At 51.4% G+C, this 21,606-nt stretch carries 20 protein-coding genes and 2 pseudogenes; 15 read left to right on the plus strand and 7 right to left on the minus strand.

Going from position 1 to position 21,606, the window contains the following annotated elements:
• Nucleotides 1–25: 25 nt before the first annotated feature.
• Complete coding sequence (locus AWJ19_RS35745; protein ID WP_198536526.1) at nt 26–181, minus strand: hypothetical protein; 156 nt, start codon at nt 179–181, stop codon at nt 26–28.
• A gap of 207 nt (nt 182–388) precedes the next feature.
• Between AWJ19_RS35745 and AWJ19_RS08940 the strand changes: the two genes are divergently transcribed.
• From AWJ19_RS08940 to AWJ19_RS08965, 6 genes are all read left to right on the plus strand, one after another.
• On the plus strand, nt 389–1,063 hold the full coding sequence (locus AWJ19_RS08940; protein WP_128083547.1) for a hypothetical protein: 675 nt from the start codon (nt 389–391) through the stop codon (nt 1,061–1,063).
• Between the two features lie 132 nt (nt 1,064–1,195).
• Complete coding sequence (locus AWJ19_RS08945) at nt 1,196–1,498, plus strand: hypothetical protein (RefSeq protein WP_068723045.1); 303 nt, start codon at nt 1,196–1,198, stop codon at nt 1,496–1,498.
• The gene (locus AWJ19_RS08950; RefSeq protein ID WP_068723047.1) at nt 1,498–3,264 is read left to right on the plus strand and encodes an ABC transporter ATP-binding protein; all 1,767 of its coding nucleotides are present in this window, start codon (nt 1,498–1,500) and stop codon (nt 3,262–3,264) included. Before AWJ19_RS08945 ends, AWJ19_RS08950 begins: the two co-directional genes overlap by 1 nt.
• Nucleotides 3,233–5,095: an ABC transporter ATP-binding protein gene (locus AWJ19_RS08955; RefSeq protein WP_068723049.1), complete on the plus strand. Its 1,863-nt coding sequence runs from the start codon at nt 3,233–3,235 to the stop codon at nt 5,093–5,095. The genes AWJ19_RS08950 and AWJ19_RS08955 overlap by 32 nt, the downstream gene beginning before the upstream one ends.
• Nucleotides 5,096–5,332: 237 nt before the next feature.
• Nucleotides 5,333–6,847 (plus strand): response regulator, encoded by a 1,515-nt coding sequence (locus AWJ19_RS08960; RefSeq protein WP_068723051.1) that lies wholly within the window; start codon nt 5,333–5,335, stop codon nt 6,845–6,847.
• The gene (locus AWJ19_RS08965) at nt 6,844–8,589 is read left to right on the plus strand and encodes a sensor histidine kinase (RefSeq protein ID WP_068723053.1); all 1,746 of its coding nucleotides are present in this window, start codon (nt 6,844–6,846) and stop codon (nt 8,587–8,589) included. The genes AWJ19_RS08960 and AWJ19_RS08965 overlap by 4 nt, the downstream gene beginning before the upstream one ends.
• A 110-nt stretch (nt 8,590–8,699) precedes the next feature.
• On the opposite strand, the gene AWJ19_RS08970 is transcribed toward AWJ19_RS08965, so the two are convergent.
• The 5 genes from AWJ19_RS08970 to AWJ19_RS08990 form a co-directional block, all read right to left on the minus strand.
• A complete protein-coding gene (locus AWJ19_RS08970; RefSeq protein ID WP_068723055.1) occupies nt 8,700–9,464 on the minus strand; it encodes an SUMF1/EgtB/PvdO family nonheme iron enzyme in 765 nt (254 codons plus the stop codon).
• Between the two features lie 44 nt (nt 9,465–9,508).
• Nucleotides 9,509–9,865 carry a hypothetical protein gene (locus AWJ19_RS08975; protein WP_068723057.1) on the minus strand — a complete coding sequence of 119 codons (357 nt, stop codon included), beginning with the start codon at nt 9,863–9,865 and terminating at the stop codon, nt 9,509–9,511.
• Between the two features lie 232 nt (nt 9,866–10,097).
• Nucleotides 10,098–10,337, minus strand: a complete 240-nt coding sequence (locus AWJ19_RS08980; protein ID WP_128083541.1) for a hypothetical protein — start codon at nt 10,335–10,337, stop codon at nt 10,098–10,100.
• 93 nt (nt 10,338–10,430) lie between these two features.
• Nucleotides 10,431–10,760, minus strand: a complete 330-nt coding sequence (locus AWJ19_RS08985; protein WP_068723062.1) for an HIT domain-containing protein — start codon at nt 10,758–10,760, stop codon at nt 10,431–10,433.
• A gap of 315 nt (nt 10,761–11,075) precedes the next feature.
• On the minus strand, nt 11,076–12,164 hold the full coding sequence (locus AWJ19_RS08990) for a low temperature requirement protein A (RefSeq protein WP_068723064.1): 1,089 nt from the start codon (nt 12,162–12,164) through the stop codon (nt 11,076–11,078).
• 247 nt (nt 12,165–12,411) lie between these two features.
• On the opposite strand from AWJ19_RS08990, the gene AWJ19_RS08995 reads away from it, so the two are divergent.
• The 9 genes and pseudogenes from AWJ19_RS08995 (at nt 12,412) to AWJ19_RS09030 (ending at nt 20,946) form a co-directional block, all read left to right on the plus strand.
• A complete protein-coding gene (locus AWJ19_RS08995; protein ID WP_082707786.1) occupies nt 12,412–13,389 on the plus strand; it encodes an ABC transporter permease subunit in 978 nt (325 codons plus the stop codon).
• Nucleotides 13,390–13,409: 20 nt separating this feature from the next.
• Nucleotides 13,410–14,327 carry a carbohydrate ABC transporter permease gene (locus AWJ19_RS09000; protein ID WP_241781665.1) on the plus strand — a complete coding sequence of 306 codons (918 nt, stop codon included), beginning with the start codon at nt 13,410–13,412 and terminating at the stop codon, nt 14,325–14,327.
• A 106-nt stretch (nt 14,328–14,433) separates the two neighbouring features.
• Nucleotides 14,434–16,014, plus strand: coding sequence for a DUF3502 domain-containing protein (locus AWJ19_RS09005; protein ID WP_068723066.1), 1,581 nt, complete (start codon nt 14,434–14,436; stop codon nt 16,012–16,014).
• Nucleotides 16,015–16,098: 84 nt separating this feature from the next.
• Nucleotides 16,099–17,538, plus strand: a complete 1,440-nt coding sequence (locus AWJ19_RS09010; protein WP_068723068.1) for a glycosyl hydrolase family 28 protein — start codon at nt 16,099–16,101, stop codon at nt 17,536–17,538.
• Nucleotides 17,528–17,692, plus strand: a complete 165-nt coding sequence (locus AWJ19_RS35165; RefSeq protein WP_157889973.1) for a hypothetical protein — start codon at nt 17,528–17,530, stop codon at nt 17,690–17,692. The genes AWJ19_RS09010 and AWJ19_RS35165 overlap by 11 nt, the downstream gene beginning before the upstream one ends.
• A 260-nt stretch (nt 17,693–17,952) precedes the next feature.
• Nucleotides 17,953–18,617: pseudogene (locus tag AWJ19_RS09015) on the plus strand (amino acid ABC transporter permease).
• Nucleotides 18,598–19,275, plus strand: a complete 678-nt coding sequence (locus AWJ19_RS09020; RefSeq protein ID WP_068723069.1) for an amino acid ABC transporter permease — start codon at nt 18,598–18,600, stop codon at nt 19,273–19,275. Before AWJ19_RS09015 ends, AWJ19_RS09020 begins: the two are co-directional and overlap by 20 nt.
• 20 nt (nt 19,276–19,295) lie before the next feature.
• Nucleotides 19,296–20,049 (plus strand): annotated as a pseudogene (locus AWJ19_RS09025) (amino acid ABC transporter ATP-binding protein).
• Between the two features lie 18 nt (nt 20,050–20,067).
• A complete protein-coding gene (locus AWJ19_RS09030; protein WP_068723071.1) occupies nt 20,068–20,946 on the plus strand; it encodes a cysteine ABC transporter substrate-binding protein in 879 nt (292 codons plus the stop codon).
• Nucleotides 20,947–21,090: 144 nt separating this feature from the next.
• On the opposite strand, the gene AWJ19_RS09035 is transcribed toward AWJ19_RS09030, so the two are convergent.
• A complete protein-coding gene (locus tag AWJ19_RS09035) occupies nt 21,091–21,468 on the minus strand; it encodes a LysR family transcriptional regulator substrate-binding protein (RefSeq protein WP_068723073.1) in 378 nt (125 codons plus the stop codon).
• Between the last annotated feature and the right edge of the window lie 138 nt (nt 21,469–21,606).

The raw sequence follows: 21,606 nt of genomic DNA on the forward strand, positions 1-21,606 counted from the left end.
ACGTTTTTCCAACTAAAAGACGTAACTATCGGAAAATGCCCAAACTAAATGGCAAAAATCCAACTAGTTGTATTGAACCAGCACCAGCACCAGCACCAGCAACCAGCACCAGCACCAGCACCCGCACCAGCACCAGCACCAGCACCAGCACCAGCATCAGAACCAGCATCAGCACCAGCACCAGAACGACACCGCCAGCACCAGAAAGCATCCAAGTAGTGACAGCAGCAGAGGGAAAGCATCTGCTCAATCTACATAGATACGTTGGAGGGGACTCATGAAGCCTATTAAATGGTTATTGATATCAGCGGCAGCTCTAGCTGCTCTAATGGTAACTTCCTGCAGCAGCGGATACTCCGAATCCGAAAAAAAGCAAAAGGCCTCCGAAATGAAAGAGTACCTGGAAGAGAAGTATTCTGAAGCTTTTATGATAGAAAATGTTGAGGAGCTGCGTTATCACCGGGTAGGCGCTCTTACAAGCGGAGAGGTTGCCGGAGTCCAGGCGGTCGCTTACCCTGCCGGGAATCCGGAGACGGAGTTCAGGGTGGAGTATTGGGAGAAAGAAAATGTCATTGAAGACGGCTATATCAATCTGATCATGTCCGATAAGCTCGCTGAGCTGGTCCAACAAAAAGTTCAGTCAATCTGGAAGGCGCCGGCCAAGCTGGATGTCGTCTATTTTGAAGGACCGTTCGGCTCGCTCCCGGACAGCAGCTATACACCCGGCTCGGAAGTGAAGGATTACCCGTATGCAGCAGGCATCAATGTATTCATGTCGCATGAAGGCGAACTGGATAAGCAAGTACAGGCCGCGCGGATCAAGCAGCTGAATCAGGAGCTGAAGGAATATGGCATAGCGGATTTCCTCAGCGCTGTCTTTTTTATGAACAACGGGGACTTTAGCAATATAGAGGCGACACTTCAGGATATAGACGAGAAGAAAGATAATGAGTATAACCTCTACAGCTTTTGCAGGCCTAAAGCGGATTGCTGGGTTTCCGGGGGGCAGGGGGACGAGACGGTAGAGGAACTGATCGGGGATTTTTCGCTTGGAAAAGAGTAATGTAGACGCGGCTGCTGTCTCCACCTGTGGAGGCGCAGCCTTTTTTGTCATCTTGATTGACAATTCACAGCAATGTGTATACATTTGTATACAATAGTGTTGTTAATGAATCGTAAAAGGAGTGGCCAAAGAATGAAAGAACAGTGGGAACACGGCGGGCATGGTGACCGGGGCTGTGAAGGCCGGCATAAAGGCAGGCATCATTACGGAGCCAAGACGTTCCGCCGCGGGCGGGCGCTGGAGTTTTTGAATGTGCTTGAGGTAAAAAGGGCAACGCTGAAGCAGCAGGTGGAAGCGCCGGAGTACCAGGAGATCAAGCCGGTGCTGCTCGGTGAGCTTAAGGCGGTCGAAATGGTGATTGACGAGTATACCCGGCATTTTGAGCTGCGCCGCAAGGAAGCGGATGAGCCTCAGACGCCAGAAGGGGATCAATGATGTGGGAATTGAGACGTTATTTGAAGCCGTATGTAAAATTTATGATTCTGGCTCCGCTGTTCATGATGATGGAGGTCTTTTTTGATCTGCTTCAGCCTACGCTGGCTGCACATATCGTTGATAACGGCATTGTGAGCCGCAACTTTAGCGTTATTGAGCAGACCGGTTTTCTGATGCTGGGCGTTGCTCTGCTGGGGCTGGCTACCGGCGTACTGTGCAACTTTTTTGCCAGCCGGGCCTCGCAGAATTTTGGCGCCGATATCCGTGAAGCGCTGTTCACGAAGGTGCAGACCTTTTCCTTTGAAAATGTCGATGCCTTCAAGTCCGGCTCGCTGATGACCCGGATGACCAGCGATGTCGTGCAGGTGCAGAATCTGGTGCAGATGGGCTTGCAGGGTCTCGTCCGCTCCCCCAGCCTGCTGATCGGCAGTGTGGTTATGGCGCTGATTATCAACCGTCAGCTCGGGCTTATTCTGCTGGGCACGCTGATTGTCCTGATTGCTGTAGTCGCGCTGCTGATCCGTTTTTCTACTCCGATCTTCTCGGCGGTGCAGGGGAAGCTGGATGCCGTTAATACACGGATTCAGGAAAATCTGGCGGGGATCCGGGTCGTCAAAGCTTTTGTACGCGCCGGCTATGAAACAGGGCGGTTCCGCGAGGTCAACGGAGAGTATACCCGGGTATCGATCCGGGCGGCCCGCTTTATTGCACTGAATTCGCCGATCGTCACGCTGATTATGAACGCCTGCCTTGTAACCGTGCTGCTATATGGCGGGAACCAGGTATCGTTCGGCTCGGTGAAGGCAGGCGATCTGGTCGCTTTTGTCAACTATGTAGTCCAGGTATTATCGTCCCTGCTCATGGTCAGCAGTCTGCTGATGAATGTATCACAGGCCAAGGTGTCCGCTGACCGGATCCAGGAGGTGCTTGCTGCGCAGCCGCATATCCGGGATGCTGAAGCAAAAAGCGGATTGTCTCTGCCGGGCCGCAAGGTCAAGCTGGAGAATGTATCGTTCTCCTATAACGGCTCTTCCGATCCGAAGGATCTGGTACTGCAAGGGATCAATATCGAAGCTGAGCGCGGCGAGACCGTGGCCATAATCGGGGCAACCGGCTCCGGCAAAACCACGCTCGTCCAGCTGATTCCCCGGCTGTATGACGTTACGTCAGGTTCCATTCAGCTGGACGGACAGGATATCCGTGAGCTTCCGCTGCTGGAGCTGCGTCGGCGGATCGGGATGATCCTGCAGGAATCCTTCCTGTTCACCGGCACGATCCGCGACAATATCGCCTTCGGCAAGCCCGGTGCAGCCCAGGCCGAAGTGGAAGCTGCGGCACGAATCGCCCAGGCGCATGATTTTATCAGCAGGCTGCCGGAAGGCTATGATACGAAGCTCGGACAGAAGGGGGTCAATCTGTCCGGCGGGCAAAAGCAGCGGCTGTCCATTGCCCGGGCGCTGCTCGTTAAGCCGCCGGTGCTGATCATGGATGACAGCATGAGCGCCCTGGATGCCCGGACGGAGCGGCAGCTGCGGGATGCGCTGAAGGATATTACGGCAGAGGCCGTGACCTTCCTGATCGCCCAGAAAATATCGTCCGTCACGGAAGCGGACACGATCATCGTACTCGATGACGGGGAGATCGCAGGCAGCGGCTCCCATGAGGAATTATTGCAGAACTGCAAGGTATATCAGGAGATTTACCGGTCGCAGTTCGGCTCAGAGGAGGTGCCTTATGTCAGCGAACCCGCCGTCCAGTCCGTCTAACCAGGGCAAAATACCGCAAAAATTCGACCAGATGGGCTTCCGCCAGGGTCCGGGACATATGCACGGAGGCGTACCCAAAATAAGATCTAAGGATACCTTAGGCACACTCCGGCGGATATGGGGCTACCTGAAGCAGGAGAGCCGGGCGCTCACCTGGGTTATTATGAGTACCGTACTGATTACTGCTCTTTCGCTTGCGGGTCCCTATCTGATCGGCAAGCTGTTCGATAACTATATCGTGCCCGGCCGGTTTGAAGGAATGTTCCGCATGGGCATGATCCTTCTGGGCGTATATGCCCTGAGCGCGTTCTTCACCTGGGTTCAGCAATATACGGCCTCGAGCCTGTCCCAGAACACGGTCCGCAATATGCGGCAGGATCTGTTCGAGCAGTATCAGCGGCTGCCGGTATCGTTCTTCGACCAGCGCACCCACGGCGAGCTGATGAGCCGGGCCGTCAACGATATTGCCAACGTCTCCAATACGCTGAATCAGACCGTTGTCCAGCTGATTGCCAGCGTGCTGATGCTGGCCGGCTGTCTGGTTATGATGCTCAGTCTGAGCGTGTGGATGACGCTGATTACCATTCTGACCGTCCCGCTTATTACGTTTATTGTTAAAAAAATCTCCGTCCATACCCGCCGCTACTTCTCGGAGCAGCAGCAGCATCTCGGAGAGGTGAACGGCTTCGTCCAGGAGAATATCTCCGGCCTGAAGGTCGTCAAGGTGTTCGGCCGTGAGGAGGAGGCGGTCCGCGAATTCCGGCAGATCAATGAACGGCTGCGGGCCGTCGGAGTGAAGGCGCAGACCCTCTCCGGCTCCATGGGCCCGATGATGAACGCTATGCGCAACCTGACCTTCCTTGTTATCGCGGTGTCGGGCGGTATTTTTGCTTACCATGAAATGATCACGATCGGTATTATTGTCAGCTTCCTCAATTATTCCAACCAGTTCAGCCAGCCGCTGAACCAGCTCGCCAACCAGTACAATCTGTTCCAGTCGGCGGTTGCCGGGGCAGAGCGCGTGTTTGAGGTGCTGGACCTGGAGCCGGAAATGGCCCGGGAGCAGGAAGACACAGCAACCCGGCGTATCAGGGGAGAGGTGGTATTCGAGCAGGTGGGCTTCAGTTACAAGCCTGAGGTACCGGTGCTGAAAAACCTTTCCCTGCACGCCGAGCCCGGCCAGATGCTGGCGCTGGTTGGCCCGACCGGAGCAGGCAAAACAACCATTATCAATCTGCTGACCCGCTTCTATAAAATCCAGTCCGGCCGGATTCTGATAGACGGTGAGAATATCAGTGATCTGGATAACCCAACCCTCCGGTCACAGATCGGTCTTGTGCTGCAGGATGCCTATGTCTTCTCGGGGACGATCCGGGACAACATCCGCTACGGCCGGATGGAAGCTACGGATCAGGAGGTAGAGGAAGCTGCCAGGCTCGCAAATGCCGATGTCTTCATCCGGAAGCTGCCCGCCGGCTACGATACGTATCTGAACGCCGAAGGCGGCAACCTGAGCCAGGGGCAGCGGCAGCTGCTGACCATTGCCCGTGCCGTGCTGTCCAATCCGTCCATCCTGATACTGGATGAGGCGACCAGCAACGTGGATACGCGCACAGAGCTGCATATCCAGGAGGCGATGCGGAAGCTGATGCAGGGCCGGACCAGCTTTGTCATTGCCCACCGGCTGAGCACGATCCGTGAGGCCGACGCCATTCTGGTGATCCAGGACGGACGGATCAGCGAGCGCGGAACCCATGAGGAGCTGATGGACCGCCGGGGCTTTTATTATGAGATGTACCAGAACCAGTTTGTGTCGGGGACGGCAAGCTAAAGACGGCTCTATAGTGAGCAGCCATTCTTCTTCAGGGAGGAGGGGCTGCTCTTTTTCTAAATAAAATCTTAGCTCAACCGGCATAGTAAAATAACAAGATTTCTGGTAATTTTGCAGGTCGTTACAGACCGCAGCTAATTAATGTGCTTATACATAAATAAATTGTAGTACACTAGAATTGCTATACAAGCGCTTACAAGATTCACTTGAAATTCTCGGGTTAAGGAGCACATTCCGATGCGGATGCTAATTGCAGATGATGATGATTATACAAGAGAAGGCCTGATGGATGCGGTGGAATGGAGCCAGTACGGCATTGAGGAGATTATCGAAGCCAGAGACGGGGCACAGGCGCTGCGGCTGGCTGCACAGCATAAGCCGGAAATCGTGCTGACGGATATCCGGATGCCGAAGCTGAACGGAATTGCTTTTGCCGAAAAGCTGGGGGAGCAGTGTCCGGATTGCAAGCTGCTGTTCATGAGCGGGTATCTGGATGTGGAATATCTGAAAAGCGCCATCCGGCTGGCCGCAGTCGATTATATAGAGAAGCCGGTCAAAATTCCTGACCTGAAGGAGGCCATCGCAAAAACAGTCGAGTCCGTGCAGAAGAGCAGGCGGCTGACCGATGAGCTTAGCATCAAAAAGAACCTGCAGCAGCAAAAGCTGGCACAGCTGCTGATTGAAGGGACAGCCGGCCGCGAAGCGGTTCAGAAGCAATGTGAGGAGGCCGGATTTCCGGTGAACGCCGGATATGTATGTGTGATTGTGTCTAGTGGCGGGCAGGCTGGCGGTGAGCCGGAGCTGCTGGAGGAGCTGCATGCCTTCTGGCACAGGCAGGGGGTGCAGGCCGTCGGTAATGTTACCGGCAGAGGAGAGCTTGGATTCGTGCTTCCGCTGAACCGGGTGAAGCTGGAGCGGGTCCATGCGCTGGCGAAGCAGCTGCTTGTAAGCCATAATAGCCTCCGTATTGCAACAGGCAGCAAGGTGCTGGATATGTTTGAGGTAAGCCAGAGCTATGTCGATGCCCATACAGCGCTGAACTGCTTTTTCTATGAGCCGGAGTCCCGTTTCAGTCTGTATTCGGAACCTGCGGTTATATCAGCCGGGATCAGCCCGCAGCTGTTTGTGGACTTCTATATGCTGATGAAAAGCCAGCCGCGCGAGCTGACCGGATGGATTGAAGCGCTATGTGACCGTCTGATGTCGGAGGACCGTCCTCCGCGTGAGCAGGTCTATTCGTTATTCTCCTCTATGGGGAAGGCGATGCTGCAGGAGAAAGGGGCGCTGCTTGCCGGGCTGGACGGGATCTATGAGATGAAGGATATTGACACCCGGTTATCTGCGTTCTATACGTTAATAGAGCTTAAGGAGTATATATTGACCATCTGTAGCAGCTATTGTGCCGAAAAAGCCAAGGAAGCCGAGTACTCGCATACGGTAATCAGCGTGATGGATTATGTAGCTGCCCATGTGAGCAAGGCGGAGCTGGATCTGCCGGAAATCGGACAGCATATGTTTATGTCCTCCGCTCATCTGAATGTGCTGTTCAAGCAGGAGACAGGGATGACGATTACCCAATATATCAGGGATTACCGGATTGAGCTGGCCAAGAAGCTGATCATGAATGAGCATTATAAAATGAACGCAATTTCCGAGCTGTGCGGCTTTGCCAGCCCGAGCTATTTTGCCAAGGTATTCAGGCTCTGTACCTCCGTCACGCCGGTTGAATACAGGAAGCTCAAGCTGCGATGAGGATCACTGTGCCGTTCCGCAATCTGTCCATCCGCAAAAAGCTGATCCTGCTGTTCATCATGGTCGGGATTATCCCGCTGATCATTACCTTTTTTGTATCCCAGCATGAAATCCGCAAATACGCGCTGGACCGGCAGAGCTATGCCAACAATCAGACGTATGAGCAGACCCTGTCCGTGCTGACCAGCCGGATGTCGCATATTGAAGAGATATCCTCCATGATTGTGATCAATAAAAAGATTACGTCCATCTTCTCGCTGAAGCCCGAGAGGCTTGAAATCTGGCAGCAGCTCTCGATGTTCGAGGAAATTACCTCCTATACACAAATTTTGGAGTCGGACTCGCAGTTCAGCAATATTATGTATTTTATCAACGACGGATTCGTAACCGCCGGCAAAACCTCGCTGTACCGGCCGCTCAACCAGGTTCAGGGACAAAAGTGGACCGAGTCCTTTCTGGCTGCGAAGGGAAAGTCTACTTGGCTGATCTTCGAGGACAAATTCAACTTTTTGACCCCGAAGAAGTACCTGACGCTGGGCCGGGCGTTGTGGAATGAGAATGATTATATGGAATCCGTCGGTTTCGTGATGATCAACATTGACCTGGAGGAGATCACCGGAGCACTGCGGCAGTCGGTTCCCGGGCAGCTGGTCTACGTGGAAACGGCAGACGGGGAGCTTGTTGCCAGCAGCGGGACTGAGGAAGAGCTCGCGAAGATGCGCCTGCCGGGCAAGCTGAACAGCGGCCCAAGCTATTCAGAGATTCATCTGGAGAGCGGGACTTACCTGGCCCGCGGCAACCAGATTGATTCGACCGGCCTGTACCTGATATCGGTGATTCCGTCCAGTGCCGCCATGTCGATTATCCAGAAGATCCGTGTCCAGATGCTGGGCATCTATGCCGTGATCGGGCTGCTGATCTTTGTGTTTATTTTCCCGATTACAAGGTCGATTACACAGCGTATCTTCCTGCTGATGAACAAGATGAGCCAGGTGCGGCAGGGGAGGCTGAACACGCTGGACCTGGAGCCGCGCACGGATGAGCTGGGCCATCTTATCTCCAGTTACAACTATATGATCAACAGTGTGCAGGAGCTGATGGAGGAGCAGTTCAGGCTGGGGCAGGAGAAGAAGGGGGCAGAGCTGAAGGCGCTGCAGTCCCAGATCAATCCGCATTTTCTGTATAACACGCTGGATATGGTGAACTGGATGGCCCAGAAGGATGAGGTGGACAATATCCAGCGGGTAATTCACGCCCTGTCGGATTATTACAAACTTGTGCTGAATAAAGGCAAGGATTTTGTGAGCGTGGGTGACGAGGTCAGGCTGTGCAGCATCTATATGGACATCCAGAAGAACCGGTACAAAGACAGGATTAAGCTTGAGATCAGTGTAGAGGACGACGCGCTAAGCTGCATGCTGCCCAAGATTACCCTGCAGCCGCTGGTGGAAAATGCGATTGTGCACGGCATTATGGAAACGGAGGAGCGCAGGGGGACGATCCGGATTACAGGGCGGATTGAACAGGACAGGCTGCGGATTACCGTTGAAGACGACGGGGCCGGCCTAAGCGAACGGGAGGAGCGGCATTCGGGCTACCAGGGAAGCGGGTACGGGGTTGAGAATATCAGCAAGCGCCTTAGCCTGTTTTTTGGCGGTGAAGCCCGGGAGATAACGTTCATAAGTGCAGCGGGCAAAGGGACCAGTGTAATAATTGACGTTCCCGTTATGCGAGCTCTGTGAAATAGAGTAGTAGAGTTATCAATTTAACGAAGCAGCGGCATCTCAAGACTCAGTGACAAAATCTTAGGCTGCCGCTGTTGTTGTTCAACTAACTCCTGTTAATCAGTTTCTCAAACGTGTGTAAGGGCAATTCTAAAGCCAAGATCATCGATCTTGAAATCGGGCATGCTTTTCCTTCTACTCGTAGAACCGCAGTTGTTCTGGGCTTCAGCCCAGCTGCCTCCCCGGAAGACTCTATAGTTCCCATATCGTTCCTTATCATATAAATCCCAACACCATTCCCATACGTTCCCGATCATATCAAAAAGCCCCCATGGGTTAGGAAGCAGCTGACCCACTGGATGAACCGATCCACCGGAGTTTTCTTGATACCATGCAATTTGCTCAATTCGTTCATACCGGTATCCTGCGGTTCCCGCTTTGCAGGCATACTGCCATTCTGCGTCTGATAGTAATCGGAAGCCATTCGCTGTCTTTTTAAAAATCGTATTCTCACTCTCATTGGTGATTGTATAACATTCGGTTCTGCCAAGCATTCTGGACAACTGATTACAAAAGGAAATGGAATCTATCCACGAAACCTCCGCCATTGGCAGGTTATTCATAATCGGCTCTGTTTCTTTTTCATGCATGACAAAATGATACAACTGCTGTGTTACCGGATACTTCATTACATGGAAAGGTTCGATTGTTGCAGTCCATGTTACAGCCTTTTTATTGCTTCCAGGGTTTGATAGCGTGTAATCAGAACTTAACCATTTATCCGTGTTAACATAATCACGTAATTCTATGGTTCCTCCCTGTACGGGTACCATCAATTTCATTAACTCTTTTTCAAAAGCTGTTCTGTCACTTCCATACTTTTGATTTGTCATGATAACCCACTCTCGATACAGTTGTAAAATTTAACATGTGGTACTTATCGTTTCACTCTTTCGGAAATATTTTTACTTATTTCTTCAGGATTTTCAACACCTATGATCAACTTTGATATTTTGAACTTACCAACTTTAAAGCTATTCAAATCTAAATGAAGAGTTTCAAGCTCATTTTCAAAAAAGTGAAGTTGATACCGACCATTGGATCTAAATAGCCCATTTCTCATTTCTCCTAATAAAGCACCATATAGTTTAAAAGCATTTGGTATCGGTCTACCTGTTGTTATTCCTGTGATTGAAGAGTATGGAATTTGCAACCCTTTATCTAATTTTAAAAAGGGTGAGTTTTCAAAGTCGATATTTACGTAGGATTCCATTAGTTGAATTTTACGTTCCATATTTTAATTCCCCCATATTCAAATAATCCATTTATTTCATAACAAATAATTACATATAACACCACAAATACCTCCTTTCTTCATAAAAAATCTAAACTGCCCGTTAGATGAACAAAAGCAACCGATCGAAGTGATAGTTGCTTTCGTAATTACATTGGGCTATCGTTTCACGTTAGCTTAATAAGCACGCCTTCTTTTATTACACAATATCTTCGTACTGCACATCAGCATGTCATCTTCTGCCATAAATTTTATTGTGGAGTTTCGTTATTTTCTTCCGATCTTCATCTGAAATCCAAGTGCCATCGGAAGCTTCATCCGCATTTACGTACATGCCCCAAATCATGCTGAACGCATCTTTATCGTCTTGTGTAACGGTAATTCTCCGTTGCTTTGGCCTATGTCGTGCAATGATTTCGGACGCAATTCTGGACGCTTCCTCAATTTCTTCATGAGTCATACGCTTCCCCACTGTCTCACCCTTTCTTACGTCATATGCGTCAAATGCGACACATATCTTGTTCAACTAAACTGCCCGTTAGTTTAGTAAGCAAGACAAATAAGATTAGCGTAATGCTTCACCGAAGGTTATATGGAAATGAAGATGTTTTGAGTCTTGGTACTTCCCCAAATTAGTTGACACCCTGCAAGCTCCATACGCAGACTGCACTTGAGATGAAACCTTTTTAATAACGTCCATCAACTCAATTAAGAGCTCATTGTCACTTTGTTCCAGTGTAAGAAGAGATGAGATATGCTTCTTCGGAATCGTAACAATGTGGACGGGATAAAAAGGGCGAGTATGATGATATGCAAGAACGTTATCAGTCTCAAAGACTTTTTGTACATCAGTACGACCACTTAATACCTCATCGCAATAAAAATCCTCAGTCAATACTATCCCTCCAAAAAATAGTTATCAAAAATTGGAATTCGTTATATTTTGTCAGTATCCTGCCCGTTACCAGAACAAAGCGTTAATTATGTTATTGATTTGTTTGAGTAAACAACGAATCCGGTTCTTTTAACCATTGAATGTATGTTGATTCTACTTTTACGCGGGTATTAATAAGGAGCATTCCTTACAACTCATTAATAGATGAAAATCTCTCTTTCACATATTCATTTCTTCAAAAATGCCAATAAACAGGCTGTGCCCGTAAGATCCTTCTTTCAGATCTCACGGGCACAGCCTGTTTCTTATGCGGTTTTAGGTCGTGATCTTGGCATAGACGGCGAAGAACAGCGCCATTTCGCCCATCATCACTACATTAGGAACGTGGAACACCAGATTAACAATGTAAAAGCCGATCAAAATCCCCAGCAGCAGGGACAGATGCGTAATACCCAGCCGGTGCTGCTTGTGCCTGTAGACATGGAAGACGAGTGTCGTCGAGGCAAAGTAGAGTACGGCAGACCCGAAGAACAAATTCAGCATCATCCCGTAATGCAGTTCATTTAGGAACAGAAGCTGAATCGAGGCGGCAATCATAGACAGAGAGAGGAAGATGAACAAATGGCCATAGATGATCGTCTGTCCGGCGGTCTGTACATGCTTATTCACTTTCTTCTCCAGATTGTCGTAATACTGCCACCACATCGCGATAATGAGCACAAAAGTCAATGCTGCAAAGGTCACCGACTGCGGGGTCCAGGAGCTGGAATTCAGTACGGCGAGTATGCTGACCACAGATTCGCCGAGCAGGATCAGCGCGAAGAGCGAGAAGCGCTCCAGCAGATGATGAGTGTTCGTCGGGGTCTTGAGCAGGATCTTTCTGCCGGTCAGCGGAAGGATAATATCAAGGGCAATTCCGGCGTACAGCACGGCATAGCGCACCCAGGAATCAAAGAACAGGGAACAGGCGGAGATGGCCAGTCCGATCCAAAAGCGGGTCCCGAAATAATGGGCAGTGGCCCGCAAATGTCCTTCCTCCCTGGCATGCGCATAATGGTATTGCACGGCAGTCATCGCCCGCAGTCCGATGTAGCCGATCAGGAAGGAAAGATAGGTGGAATCGAAGTCAACGTTCAGGCTGGCTGTCATAATCAGTACAAAAAATAACTGGATAATCAGAAAAATCCGGTGAGGAACGCTATCCTGCCCAAAGCGGTTAACAAATAAGGTCTGTCCCACCCAGGCCCACCAGATCGGGATGAAGATCAGTACAAATTTGCCCAGCGTCTCCAGGGAAAGGGTCTCGTCCTCTACGTGCAGCAGCACATGGCTGGCTTTAGCCACCGCGGCGACAAAGAGCAGATCATAGAACAGCTCCAGCCAGGTTACTTTCTTCTCGGTCATGTGCATTAGGCCTCCTTAGCCGTCCGGATGATTTCCGGCTTGCCGTTTGTTTTTCCCTATCATAATGGCTTTCTCTTGGTTACCGCAAGACTGGCTGACAACAAGCCTGGTAATCAGTGTGTTAGATGAACCAAGGGATGGACCGAGCGGCCAAACTGCATCCTTTTTTGCAAGGAATCTTGGTTATTTGCGATATTTCCCGTGCCGGCGCGGCGGTAGAATTAGGGATGAAGGGAGAAGTGATTGCATGAACCAGGTATCACCGGCTGCTTCGAAAGTGCTTAATAAGAAAGCGCTTAAACGCAAAGCTAAGCCATTCGCGGACTTTCGAGCGCACAAAACCTATTATTTTATGCTCATCCCGCTGTTCGCCTATTTTATAGCCTTTAACTACCTGCCGCTTGCCGGGCTGTACAATGCTTTTACCAATTATGATTTCAGCAAAGGCCTCCTGAGCCCGTTCGTCGGCCTGCAGAATTTCGAGTTTCTGTTCAAGGGCGGGGCGGACTCGACCATCTGGAAGCTGACGCGCAATACCATCCTCTACAACGTAGCTTTTATTATCCTGAGTAATGTGTGCCAGATCGGGATGGCTGTGCTGCTCAAGGAGATTGCGTTCAAACGGTTCGTCAAAACCTCGCAGACGCTGATGTTCATGCCTTATTTTGTCTCGATGGTTATTATCGGGTCTATCATCTATAACCTGTTCAATTTCAACTATGGCGTACTCAACAATATGTTCACTTCGCTGGGCATGGAAAAATTTGATTTTTACCGCACCCCCTGGGTCTGGCCGATCATCATTGTTGTCGTTGAGATCTGGAAGAGCCTGGGCTATGGAACGGTCATTTATCTGGCTTCCATTATGGGGATCGACGAGAGCATTTATGAAGCGGCTTATGTGGATGGAGCTTCCAAATGGCAGCGCATCCGCTATGTGACCCTTCCGCTGCTCAAGCCTACTGTCATTATTCTGCTGCTGTTCGCGGTCGGCGGAATCCTGAAGGGACAATTCGACCTTTTCTGGAATATCGTCGGCAATAACGGGCTGCTGCTGAACGCAACGGACATCATCGATACTTATGTATACCGTTCACTGACCGTTAACTTCAGCATTAATCTGGGAACGGCTGCGGGCCTGTATCAATCCGTATTCGGGCTGCTGCTGATCCTGACTGTCAATGCCATTGTCCGGAAGGTCGACCGGGAGAATTCTCTATTTTAAAGAAAGGGTTGTGATAAAACGTGAGTTCTGCGGCAATTGGTAAAACCGGCAGTAAAATCCGCAAGGATACCGGTACAAAATTATTTGACGTTATTGCCATCTTCGTAGTATCCATCGGCGCATTGCTCTGCGTGATACCGTTTATTATAATGCTCTCCGGCTCCTTGAGCACTGAGTCTGAGGTTGTACGGAGCGGTTATTCGATTATACCCAAAGGCTTCACGCTGGAGGCCTACCGGGTTGTCTTCACTTCACTGGGCAATACGATCGGCAGAGCCTATATGGTTACGATCTATGTAACGGCGGTTGGGACCTTTCTCGGCCTGCTCTGTACCTCTATGGGGGGATATGTGCTTTCCCGCCCGGATTTTAAGCACAGGGATAAGGTGTCATTCTTCGTCTACTTCACGACGCTGTTCAGCGGCGGGCTGATTCCTACCTATCTCGTTGTAGCCAATGTGCTGCAGCTGAATCACTCACTCTGGTCTGTTATTCTCGGCGGCCTGATGTCCGCGTTCAACGTATTCCTGTTCCGTAACTTCATCAAGGGGATTCCCGATGCGCTGATGGAATCAGCGAGAATTGACGGAGCCGGGGATTTCCGGATCTACTGGCAGATCATCATTCCGCTCACCAAGCCGGCCATGGCGACCATCGGGCTGTTCACCGCACTGGGCTACTGGAATAACTGGTTTACCTACAGCCTCTATCTGATCACGGATAAGGATAAATGGGGGCTGCAGTACCTGCTCTACCGGATGCTGTCCAGAGTAACGGATGCGGTCAAGGGCTCAGATGTCCTGATTATCCAGCAGCTGCCCAGTGAAACGATGAAGCTGGCTACGGCGATGCTGGTTACCGGCCCGGTTCTGCTGTTCTATCCGTTTGTGCAGCGCTATTTTGTCAGCGGCCTGGTAGTGGGAAGTGTGAAGGGGTAAAAAAGGGCGGTCTAATCGGCTGCCAGATCCGGTTTGAAGCGGAGAGGACGTATTTACTGTTTTCTCCGCTGAACATATACTTGTTCTAATAATGGAGGGGTTAAGCTTGAAAAAAAAGCAAATCACAAAGACAATGCTCGTCACATCCATGGCCTTATTGCTGGGCCTGTCTACAGCTTGCTCAAATTCGAATTCGGGCAGCGGCAACAGCGGAAGCGAGCCTGCCAAGACCGGTAACACGGCAGCAACGGATGCACCGAAGGAAATCGTCGAATTGAAAGCGATTACGATGGGGAACGAGCCGAAAAGCGGGCTGGATAACTTTTATAAAGAGCTGGACGCTCTGACGGAAAAGGATCTCGGTATCCGGGTCCGGTTCGACTATATCCCGTGGGGCGATGAGAAGAACCAGATCAGCCGGGCGATTGCAGCCAAGGAATATGATCTTTACGTCGGCGGTGCGTGGTCTGATTTTGCCAACTTTGCCACCAAGAATGCTTTCGCCGATCTGACGCCGCTTCTGGAAGAAACGCCCGATCTGGTGGAGCACTACAAGGGTTCGCTCGACCGCGTAAAAATCGACGGTAAGGTATTTGGTATTCCGCAATATAACAAGCCGGGCGGGGGCGGGGAAGGCATGCTGTACCGTGAGGATCTGCGCCAGAAATGGGGTCTTCCGGAGATCAAAAACCTGGAAACAGCTGAGCAATATCTCTACAAAGCTAAGGAGGAATATCCGTCTACCCCGATGCTGAACGATAAACGTTTTGGCACTAATATTTACTCCCAGCTGATTGCGAGCAAGTACTACACGGTTGCCGCCGATTATGCTGTAGCTTCCTATGAGGATCCTTACAAAATTATCAGCATCTACGATACGCCTGAATATAAAGAGGCCGTAGCCAAGGCCAAGCAATGGTATGACGACGGGATCGTCGATCACGACGTGCTTGCCGCACAGGGCAATGCCACTGCCGAAACACTTGAACTGATGAAGGTGGACCAGAAGCCGCTTGAATTCAATAACCACCTTGGTGCAGTCAGTAACAACTATATTAACCAGCTTAAAGATGCGCTCCCGGATTCAACCTATGGCTGGTATGACTTTTTAATGGATAATGATGCTCCGGCCTTCTTGCCAAGAATGTCGCCAAGCACCATTACGATGATTTCTGTAGGCGCCAATACCCAATATGCCCTGCAGGCACTCAAATTTATTGAAAAAGGGCATACCGACCAGACTTACTACAATTTACTGGCTTATGGTGTAGAGGGCGAAAATTACAAGGTTGATGCTGACGGCTATATCCTGTATGAGGGCATTCCAACCGATAATATCAAGCCTGCCTGGACGGGGCTGTATGACGGTTATCAGGCGCTTCAGGTCAATTATCCGGGAGAATGGAAGGCCATCTTCGATAACATTCAGGCCGAAGGCGCCAAGCGTGCAGAAGCCGGCGGGACCGATCCGTACGAAGGCTTCAGCTTTGACACCAGCTCGCTTGCAACGGAGCTGTCCAATCTGGAGACGGTAAAAACCCAATATATCCAGCCGCTCAGCGTAGGGATGTCCAACGACATCGACGGCGATCTGGCTAAAGTGCAGAAGCAGCTGAAGGATGCCGGCTTCGATACTTATCTGGCTGAATTGCAGAAGCAGGTGGATGCGTTCAAGGCATCCAAATAACAAGCAGCGCAAGCCGCCCGGCAGGGAATCTCTGCCGGGCGGCTTTGGAAATAGAATCTGAACGAAACGAAAGATGGTGTGAACATGGATAAACTTGTTGTCTATACTGCCCCGCCGGGTGTACCCGGCAAGGAGGATTTCGCAGTGTATGTGCGGACTCCCGGGGAAGCCTGGCAGCAGCTGTTTGTGTATGAGGTCAAGGTGGATATGCACAATGTGCGCTGTGCTTCAATGGCCTATTTTGATATGAGCGGGAAAGTGGAGGTAAGGGTAGAAAGCCTGAGTCAGCCGATCCATGAGGCGGTAATCCGTCCGCTGTCAACGGACCTCCCAATCGGGCATACCGATCGGGAATTGACCTTTATGCTGGACCGGCCGCAGAAGCTGTCGATCGAAATCAACGGGGAACGGTTCAGCAATCTGCACCTGTTCGCGAACCCCTGTGAGTCGGATGCACCGGACCCGCAGCAGAATAACGTTCTCCTGCTGCAGCCGGCCATCCACCGGACAGAGGATATCTTCCGTTTGATGGCGGAAGCTGAGGGAACAGACGGGCGGGTGCGGGATACGCTGTATTTTGCACCGGGCATGCATTATATCGAGGAGACGCTGTTAAGGATTCCATCCGGGATAACCGTCTATATTGCCGGCGGCGCCGTTGTGGCAGGCTCCTTCGTCTGCGATCACGTCCGCGATGTGTCCATACGCGGCAGAGGGATCATCCGGCTGTCTGACTTTCACCGCTTCTCGGCTTTTCGCGGCATCCGGATCAGGTTCTCGGAGCAAATCTCGGTTGAAGGCATTATTACGCTGGACCCGCCTCATTACAGCATTTATCTGGGCAGGTCGCGGCAGGTGTCCGTCCGTAATTTCAAATCCTTCAGCACCCGGGGCTGGTCGGACGGGATTGATATGATGGCCTGCTCGGATATTACGATCGAGGATGTTTTTCTGCGTACCTCGGATGACTGCATCGCGATCTACGGCTCACGCTGGGACTATTACGGGAACAGCAGCGGCATCCGGGTGCGTAATTCCATCCTCTGGGCGGATGTCGCCCATCCGCTGATGATCGGTACCCACGGTGACCATCACGGGGACGGAGACATTATTGAAGATATCGTGTTCGAGAACATCGATATTCTGGAGCATCATGAGCCGCAGACGAATTACATGGGGGCCATGGCCATCAATGCCGGTGACATGAATATCGTGCGTAATGTGACTTACCGGAACATCCGGGTTGAGCCCTTTGAGCTTGGCCGTCTGATCGACCTGAGAGTGATGTGGAACAAGGACTATAATCCTGCCCCCGGACGCCGGATTGAGCATATCCGTTTTGAGGATGTTTCGTATAACGGAAGTAATGCGCGCCCGATCCAGATCTTCGGCTATGATGATGAACGGACCGTCCAGGATGTGAGCTTCAAGAGCCTTAAGGTAAACGGGCGGGTGCTTCTGCAGCCGGAGCAGGGAGTTCTTGAAGTGAATGAGTATGCGCGGGGGATTTCGTTTGAGGAGTAAGCGGCGGCTGTGTTTTACCGGTACCATCGGGCTGCATGCAAATGTCGTCCTGCAGGGCGGTGAGGCAGCTACGAAAGCCGCCGCTCCTCGGTTCAGGCCGCCCGGCTGGATGGCTTTCGAGCCGGACAAGCTCAACTACGCCAGACTTATTTGACGGATGAGGAGTATGCGGAACGAATCGTGCTGCTGCAACAATATTTATAACTTCAACCAATTAACCGTCAGCACCTCTACCCTGAGGCAGCTGGCGTTATTTTTGCTGTAATCCTTAGTTAGTTACTTGGATTAGTGTGAAATTAATCATATCACCTTATGTCAGCTCCGATATAAAATCACCCTAGTAAACTGATAACATTGGTTGTCATTTAGCTGTTAGATTGAGGGCTTTATTTTGGCAGACGGAAGGTTGTGCAGATGAATTTAGACTGGGAGTTTATTATGGAAAGCCTGCCCTTGTACGGGGATGCCATGTGGCTGACGGTGAAGCTGGCGTTAATCGCGATTGCGCTGTCGCTGGTGCTCGGGCTTGTGTTTAGTCTGGTGCTGTTTTATAAGGTTAAAGGGCTTAGAAGCATTATTCTGGCTTACATCGAATTGTCGAGAAATACGCCGCTGCTGGTGCAGCTGTTCTTCCTGTATTACGGCTTGCCGAAGGTGGGCATTCACATGAGCGAGTTCCAGTGTGCGGTGGTCGGGATGACTTTTCTCGGAGGCAGTTACATGACAGAAGCGTTCAGAAGCGGGATCGAGGCGGTCGGCCGGACACAGCTGGAATCGGGTCTCAGCATCGGACTGAGCAAGGTGCAGCTGGCAAGATACGTGATACTTCCACAGGCGCTGGCCATCAGCATTCCTTCTTTGGGAGCGAACGCGATTTTTCTGCTGAAGGAAACGTCCATTGTCGGGGCGATCGCCTGATGGACCTGATGAATGTCGCCAAGGATCTGATTGGCATGCATTACAAAACCGCCGAATCCCTGCTGCTGCTGGTGCTGGCTTACCTGATTCTGGTGCTGCCGCTGTCGCTTCTGCTCAGTTGGGTGGAAAGGAAGGTGCGGCATGCCGAATTCGGGAATTGAGGTGCTGTTTGAAGGCTCGAACTTCGAGCGTCTGCTCGGGGGACTGCTGGTTACGATTGAAATTTCGTTTGTGTCGATTATCGCCGGGAGTGTGCTGGGGGTGTTGATGGGCCTGCTGCGGACGGTAAATTCCAGGCCTTTGCGGCTTGTTCTGAGGCTGTATCTGGAAGCCTTCCGGATTATTCCGATCCTGGTCTGGCTGTATGTGGTGCATTTCAGCTTTTCGCCTATGCTGCACATTGATATCAGCGGAGAGGCTACTGCGATCCTGGTCTTCAGTCTCTGGGGGGCGGCGGAAATCGGCGATATTGTGCGCGGCGCGCTGGAATCGATGCCTAAGCATCAGGTGGAATCGGGGCAGGCGCTGGGCTTAAGCAGAGGACAGCTGTACCGGCATATTCTGATTCCGCAGGCGGTGCGGCGGATGCTGCCTGGCTCAATCAATCTGGCTACCCGGATGGTGAAGACAACGTCGCTGGTTGTGCTGATCGGTGTTATCGAGGTGGTAAAGATCGGACAGCAAATTATTGAGCTGGGCGTAATCAAAGCGCCGAACGCCTCTTTCTGGGTGTACGGGTTCATCTTTATCCTGTATTTCCTTGTCTGTTACCCGCTGTCCAGACTATCCAGGAGGTTTGAGCACAAATGGCAAAATTAGCGGAGAAAGGAATGGCGGATATGACGAAGACAGGTGAGCTGCTGCTGGAGGTACAGGGTGTCCGTAAGACATTCGGCGACCGGCAGGTGCTAAGCGGTATAAATCTGCAGGTGGAGCGCGGGGAGGTCATTGTCATTCTCGGGCCTTCCGGCTGCGGCAAAAGCACCCTGCTGCGCTGCCTCAACGGCCTTGAGCCGGTGCAGGGCGGACATATTCTGTACCGCGGCCAGGATCTGGCCGGAGGGGATGTCAATTGGCGCGAGCTGCGTCAGCATATCGGGATGGTATTTCAGAATTATGAGCTGTTTCCGCATATGACGGTGATGGAGAATATTCTGCTCGGTCCGCTGAAGGTGCAGCGGAGAGAGCGTGCGGAAGCGCAGCAGCAGGCGCAGGAGCTACTGGGGCGTCGGCCTGGCCGACCGGGCGGGCGATTATCCCCGTCAGCTGTCGGGGGGACAGAAGCAGCGGATCGCAATTGTGCGGGCGCTGTGCATGAATCCGGACATTATTTTATTCGATGAGGTAACGGCTTCGCTTGATCCCGAGATGGTGCGCGAGGTGCTCGATGTTATCCTGGGCCTGGCCAGGCAGGGCATGACGATGATTATCGTGACGCATGAAATGGGGTTTGCCAAATCCGTTGGTGACCGCATTGTCTTTATGGATCAAGGCACCGTATGTGAGGTTGCTCCGCCGGAGCAGTTCTTCACCAGTCCTGCGACAGAACGTGCACAGCACTTTCTTAATATTTTTGAGTACAATAAACTATAGAAACAGGGGATGAGAGAGATGGGTAAAGGCAAAAAATTAATAACGGGTATGATCGCGGCGGGGATGCTGCTGGTGGGACTGACTGCTTGCAGTAATTCGGATAACAACGCCGGAGCAAACTCATCTTCTTCCAAGTTTGATTCGATTGAACAGCTGAAGAAGAACGACAAGATCAGGATCGGGGTATTTGCCGACAAGCCGCCGTTTGGTTATGTGGATTCCGAAGGAAAGAATCAGGGCTTTGACGTCTATATTGCCAAAAGATTTGCCAAGGATCTGCTCGGCGATGAATCGAAGGCAGAATTTGTTCTGGTGGATGCGGCCAGCCGTGTAGCCTACCTCGAATCCAATAAAGTGGACATCATTATGGCCAACTTTACGGTTACGGATGAGCGGAAGGAGAAGGTTGATTTTGCCAGCCCGTACATGAAGCTGTCCTTCGGGATCGTTTCCCCGGACAGTGCGCCGATTACCTCCATCGACCAGCTGAAGGAGAAAGGCCAGAAGCTGATCGTCGCCAAGGGGACTACGGCTGAAACCTACTTCACCAAAGAATATCCGGACATTGAGCTGCTGAAATTTGACCAGTATACCGAGATCTTCTCTGCACTTAAGGACGGGCGCGGCGCCGCGATTTCCAATGACAACACCGAGCTGATTGCCTGGGCGAAGTCCAACCCCGGCTTCACCGTAAGCATCCCGGCCTTCGGCGGCCAGGATACGATTGCCCCGGCAGTAGCCAAAGGCAACACCGAGCTGCTGAACTGGCTTAACACCGAGCTGGAGACGCTGGGCAAGGAGCAGTTCATCCATGAGGCTTATAAAGCGACGCTGAATGAGGTTTACGGAGAAGGCTATACCGAAGAGCTGGTGGTTGAGGGCGGAAAGATCGAGTAGCAGCAGATTGTAAAAGAATACAGTAGCCAAATAAAGCTGCGCTGTGCGGATCATCCGCATGGCGCAGCTTTTGTAATAGGCGGGGACGCGAAAATAACGGTAAAAGTCCCGTTGTTAGGCCGAAAATTAGGCGGTAAGAGCGAATCAGGAAGAAGTGCCGGCGCGGCGATCCCCCGGATATACTCGATAAAGTCCCCGATATGACGCATAGACCGGCTCGTCGCGGTAGACAAGGCAGATGTACCGTCGGTTGACATAGCCGTCTCCCGGCAGGGGGCGCCGGATCAGCTCGCCGGCTGCCGTTTCTTTAAGGACGCTGCGCAGCGGCAGCACTCCGATGCCGGAGTTGAATTTAAGCGTCTCCTTGATCGTTTCGATGGCTCCCAGCTCCATGACGGACTGGAACTGGACGCCGGCATAAGCTGCCCACTCCTCGGCCAGCTGCCGCTCACTGCTGAAAACAACCTTCAGGGATTTCCCCCGAAGGTTGTTTTGCGCCGAAGCAGATTGGACTTGAAGCATTAAGTAGAGGTAGAAGCAGCTGGGCCGAATTTAGCTATAAGTGTATTTTATACAATTAAAATACCGGTTTTTCTCCGCATCTGCTGTATAGCTGCACTCTGTGCAGTTAAAAAACGGGATAATGCAGATTTTAGCTGT

Source organism: Paenibacillus sp. DMB5 (assembly GCF_001517085.1).
Classification (GTDB): Bacteria; Bacillota; Bacilli; order Paenibacillales; family Paenibacillaceae; genus Paenibacillus_AQ.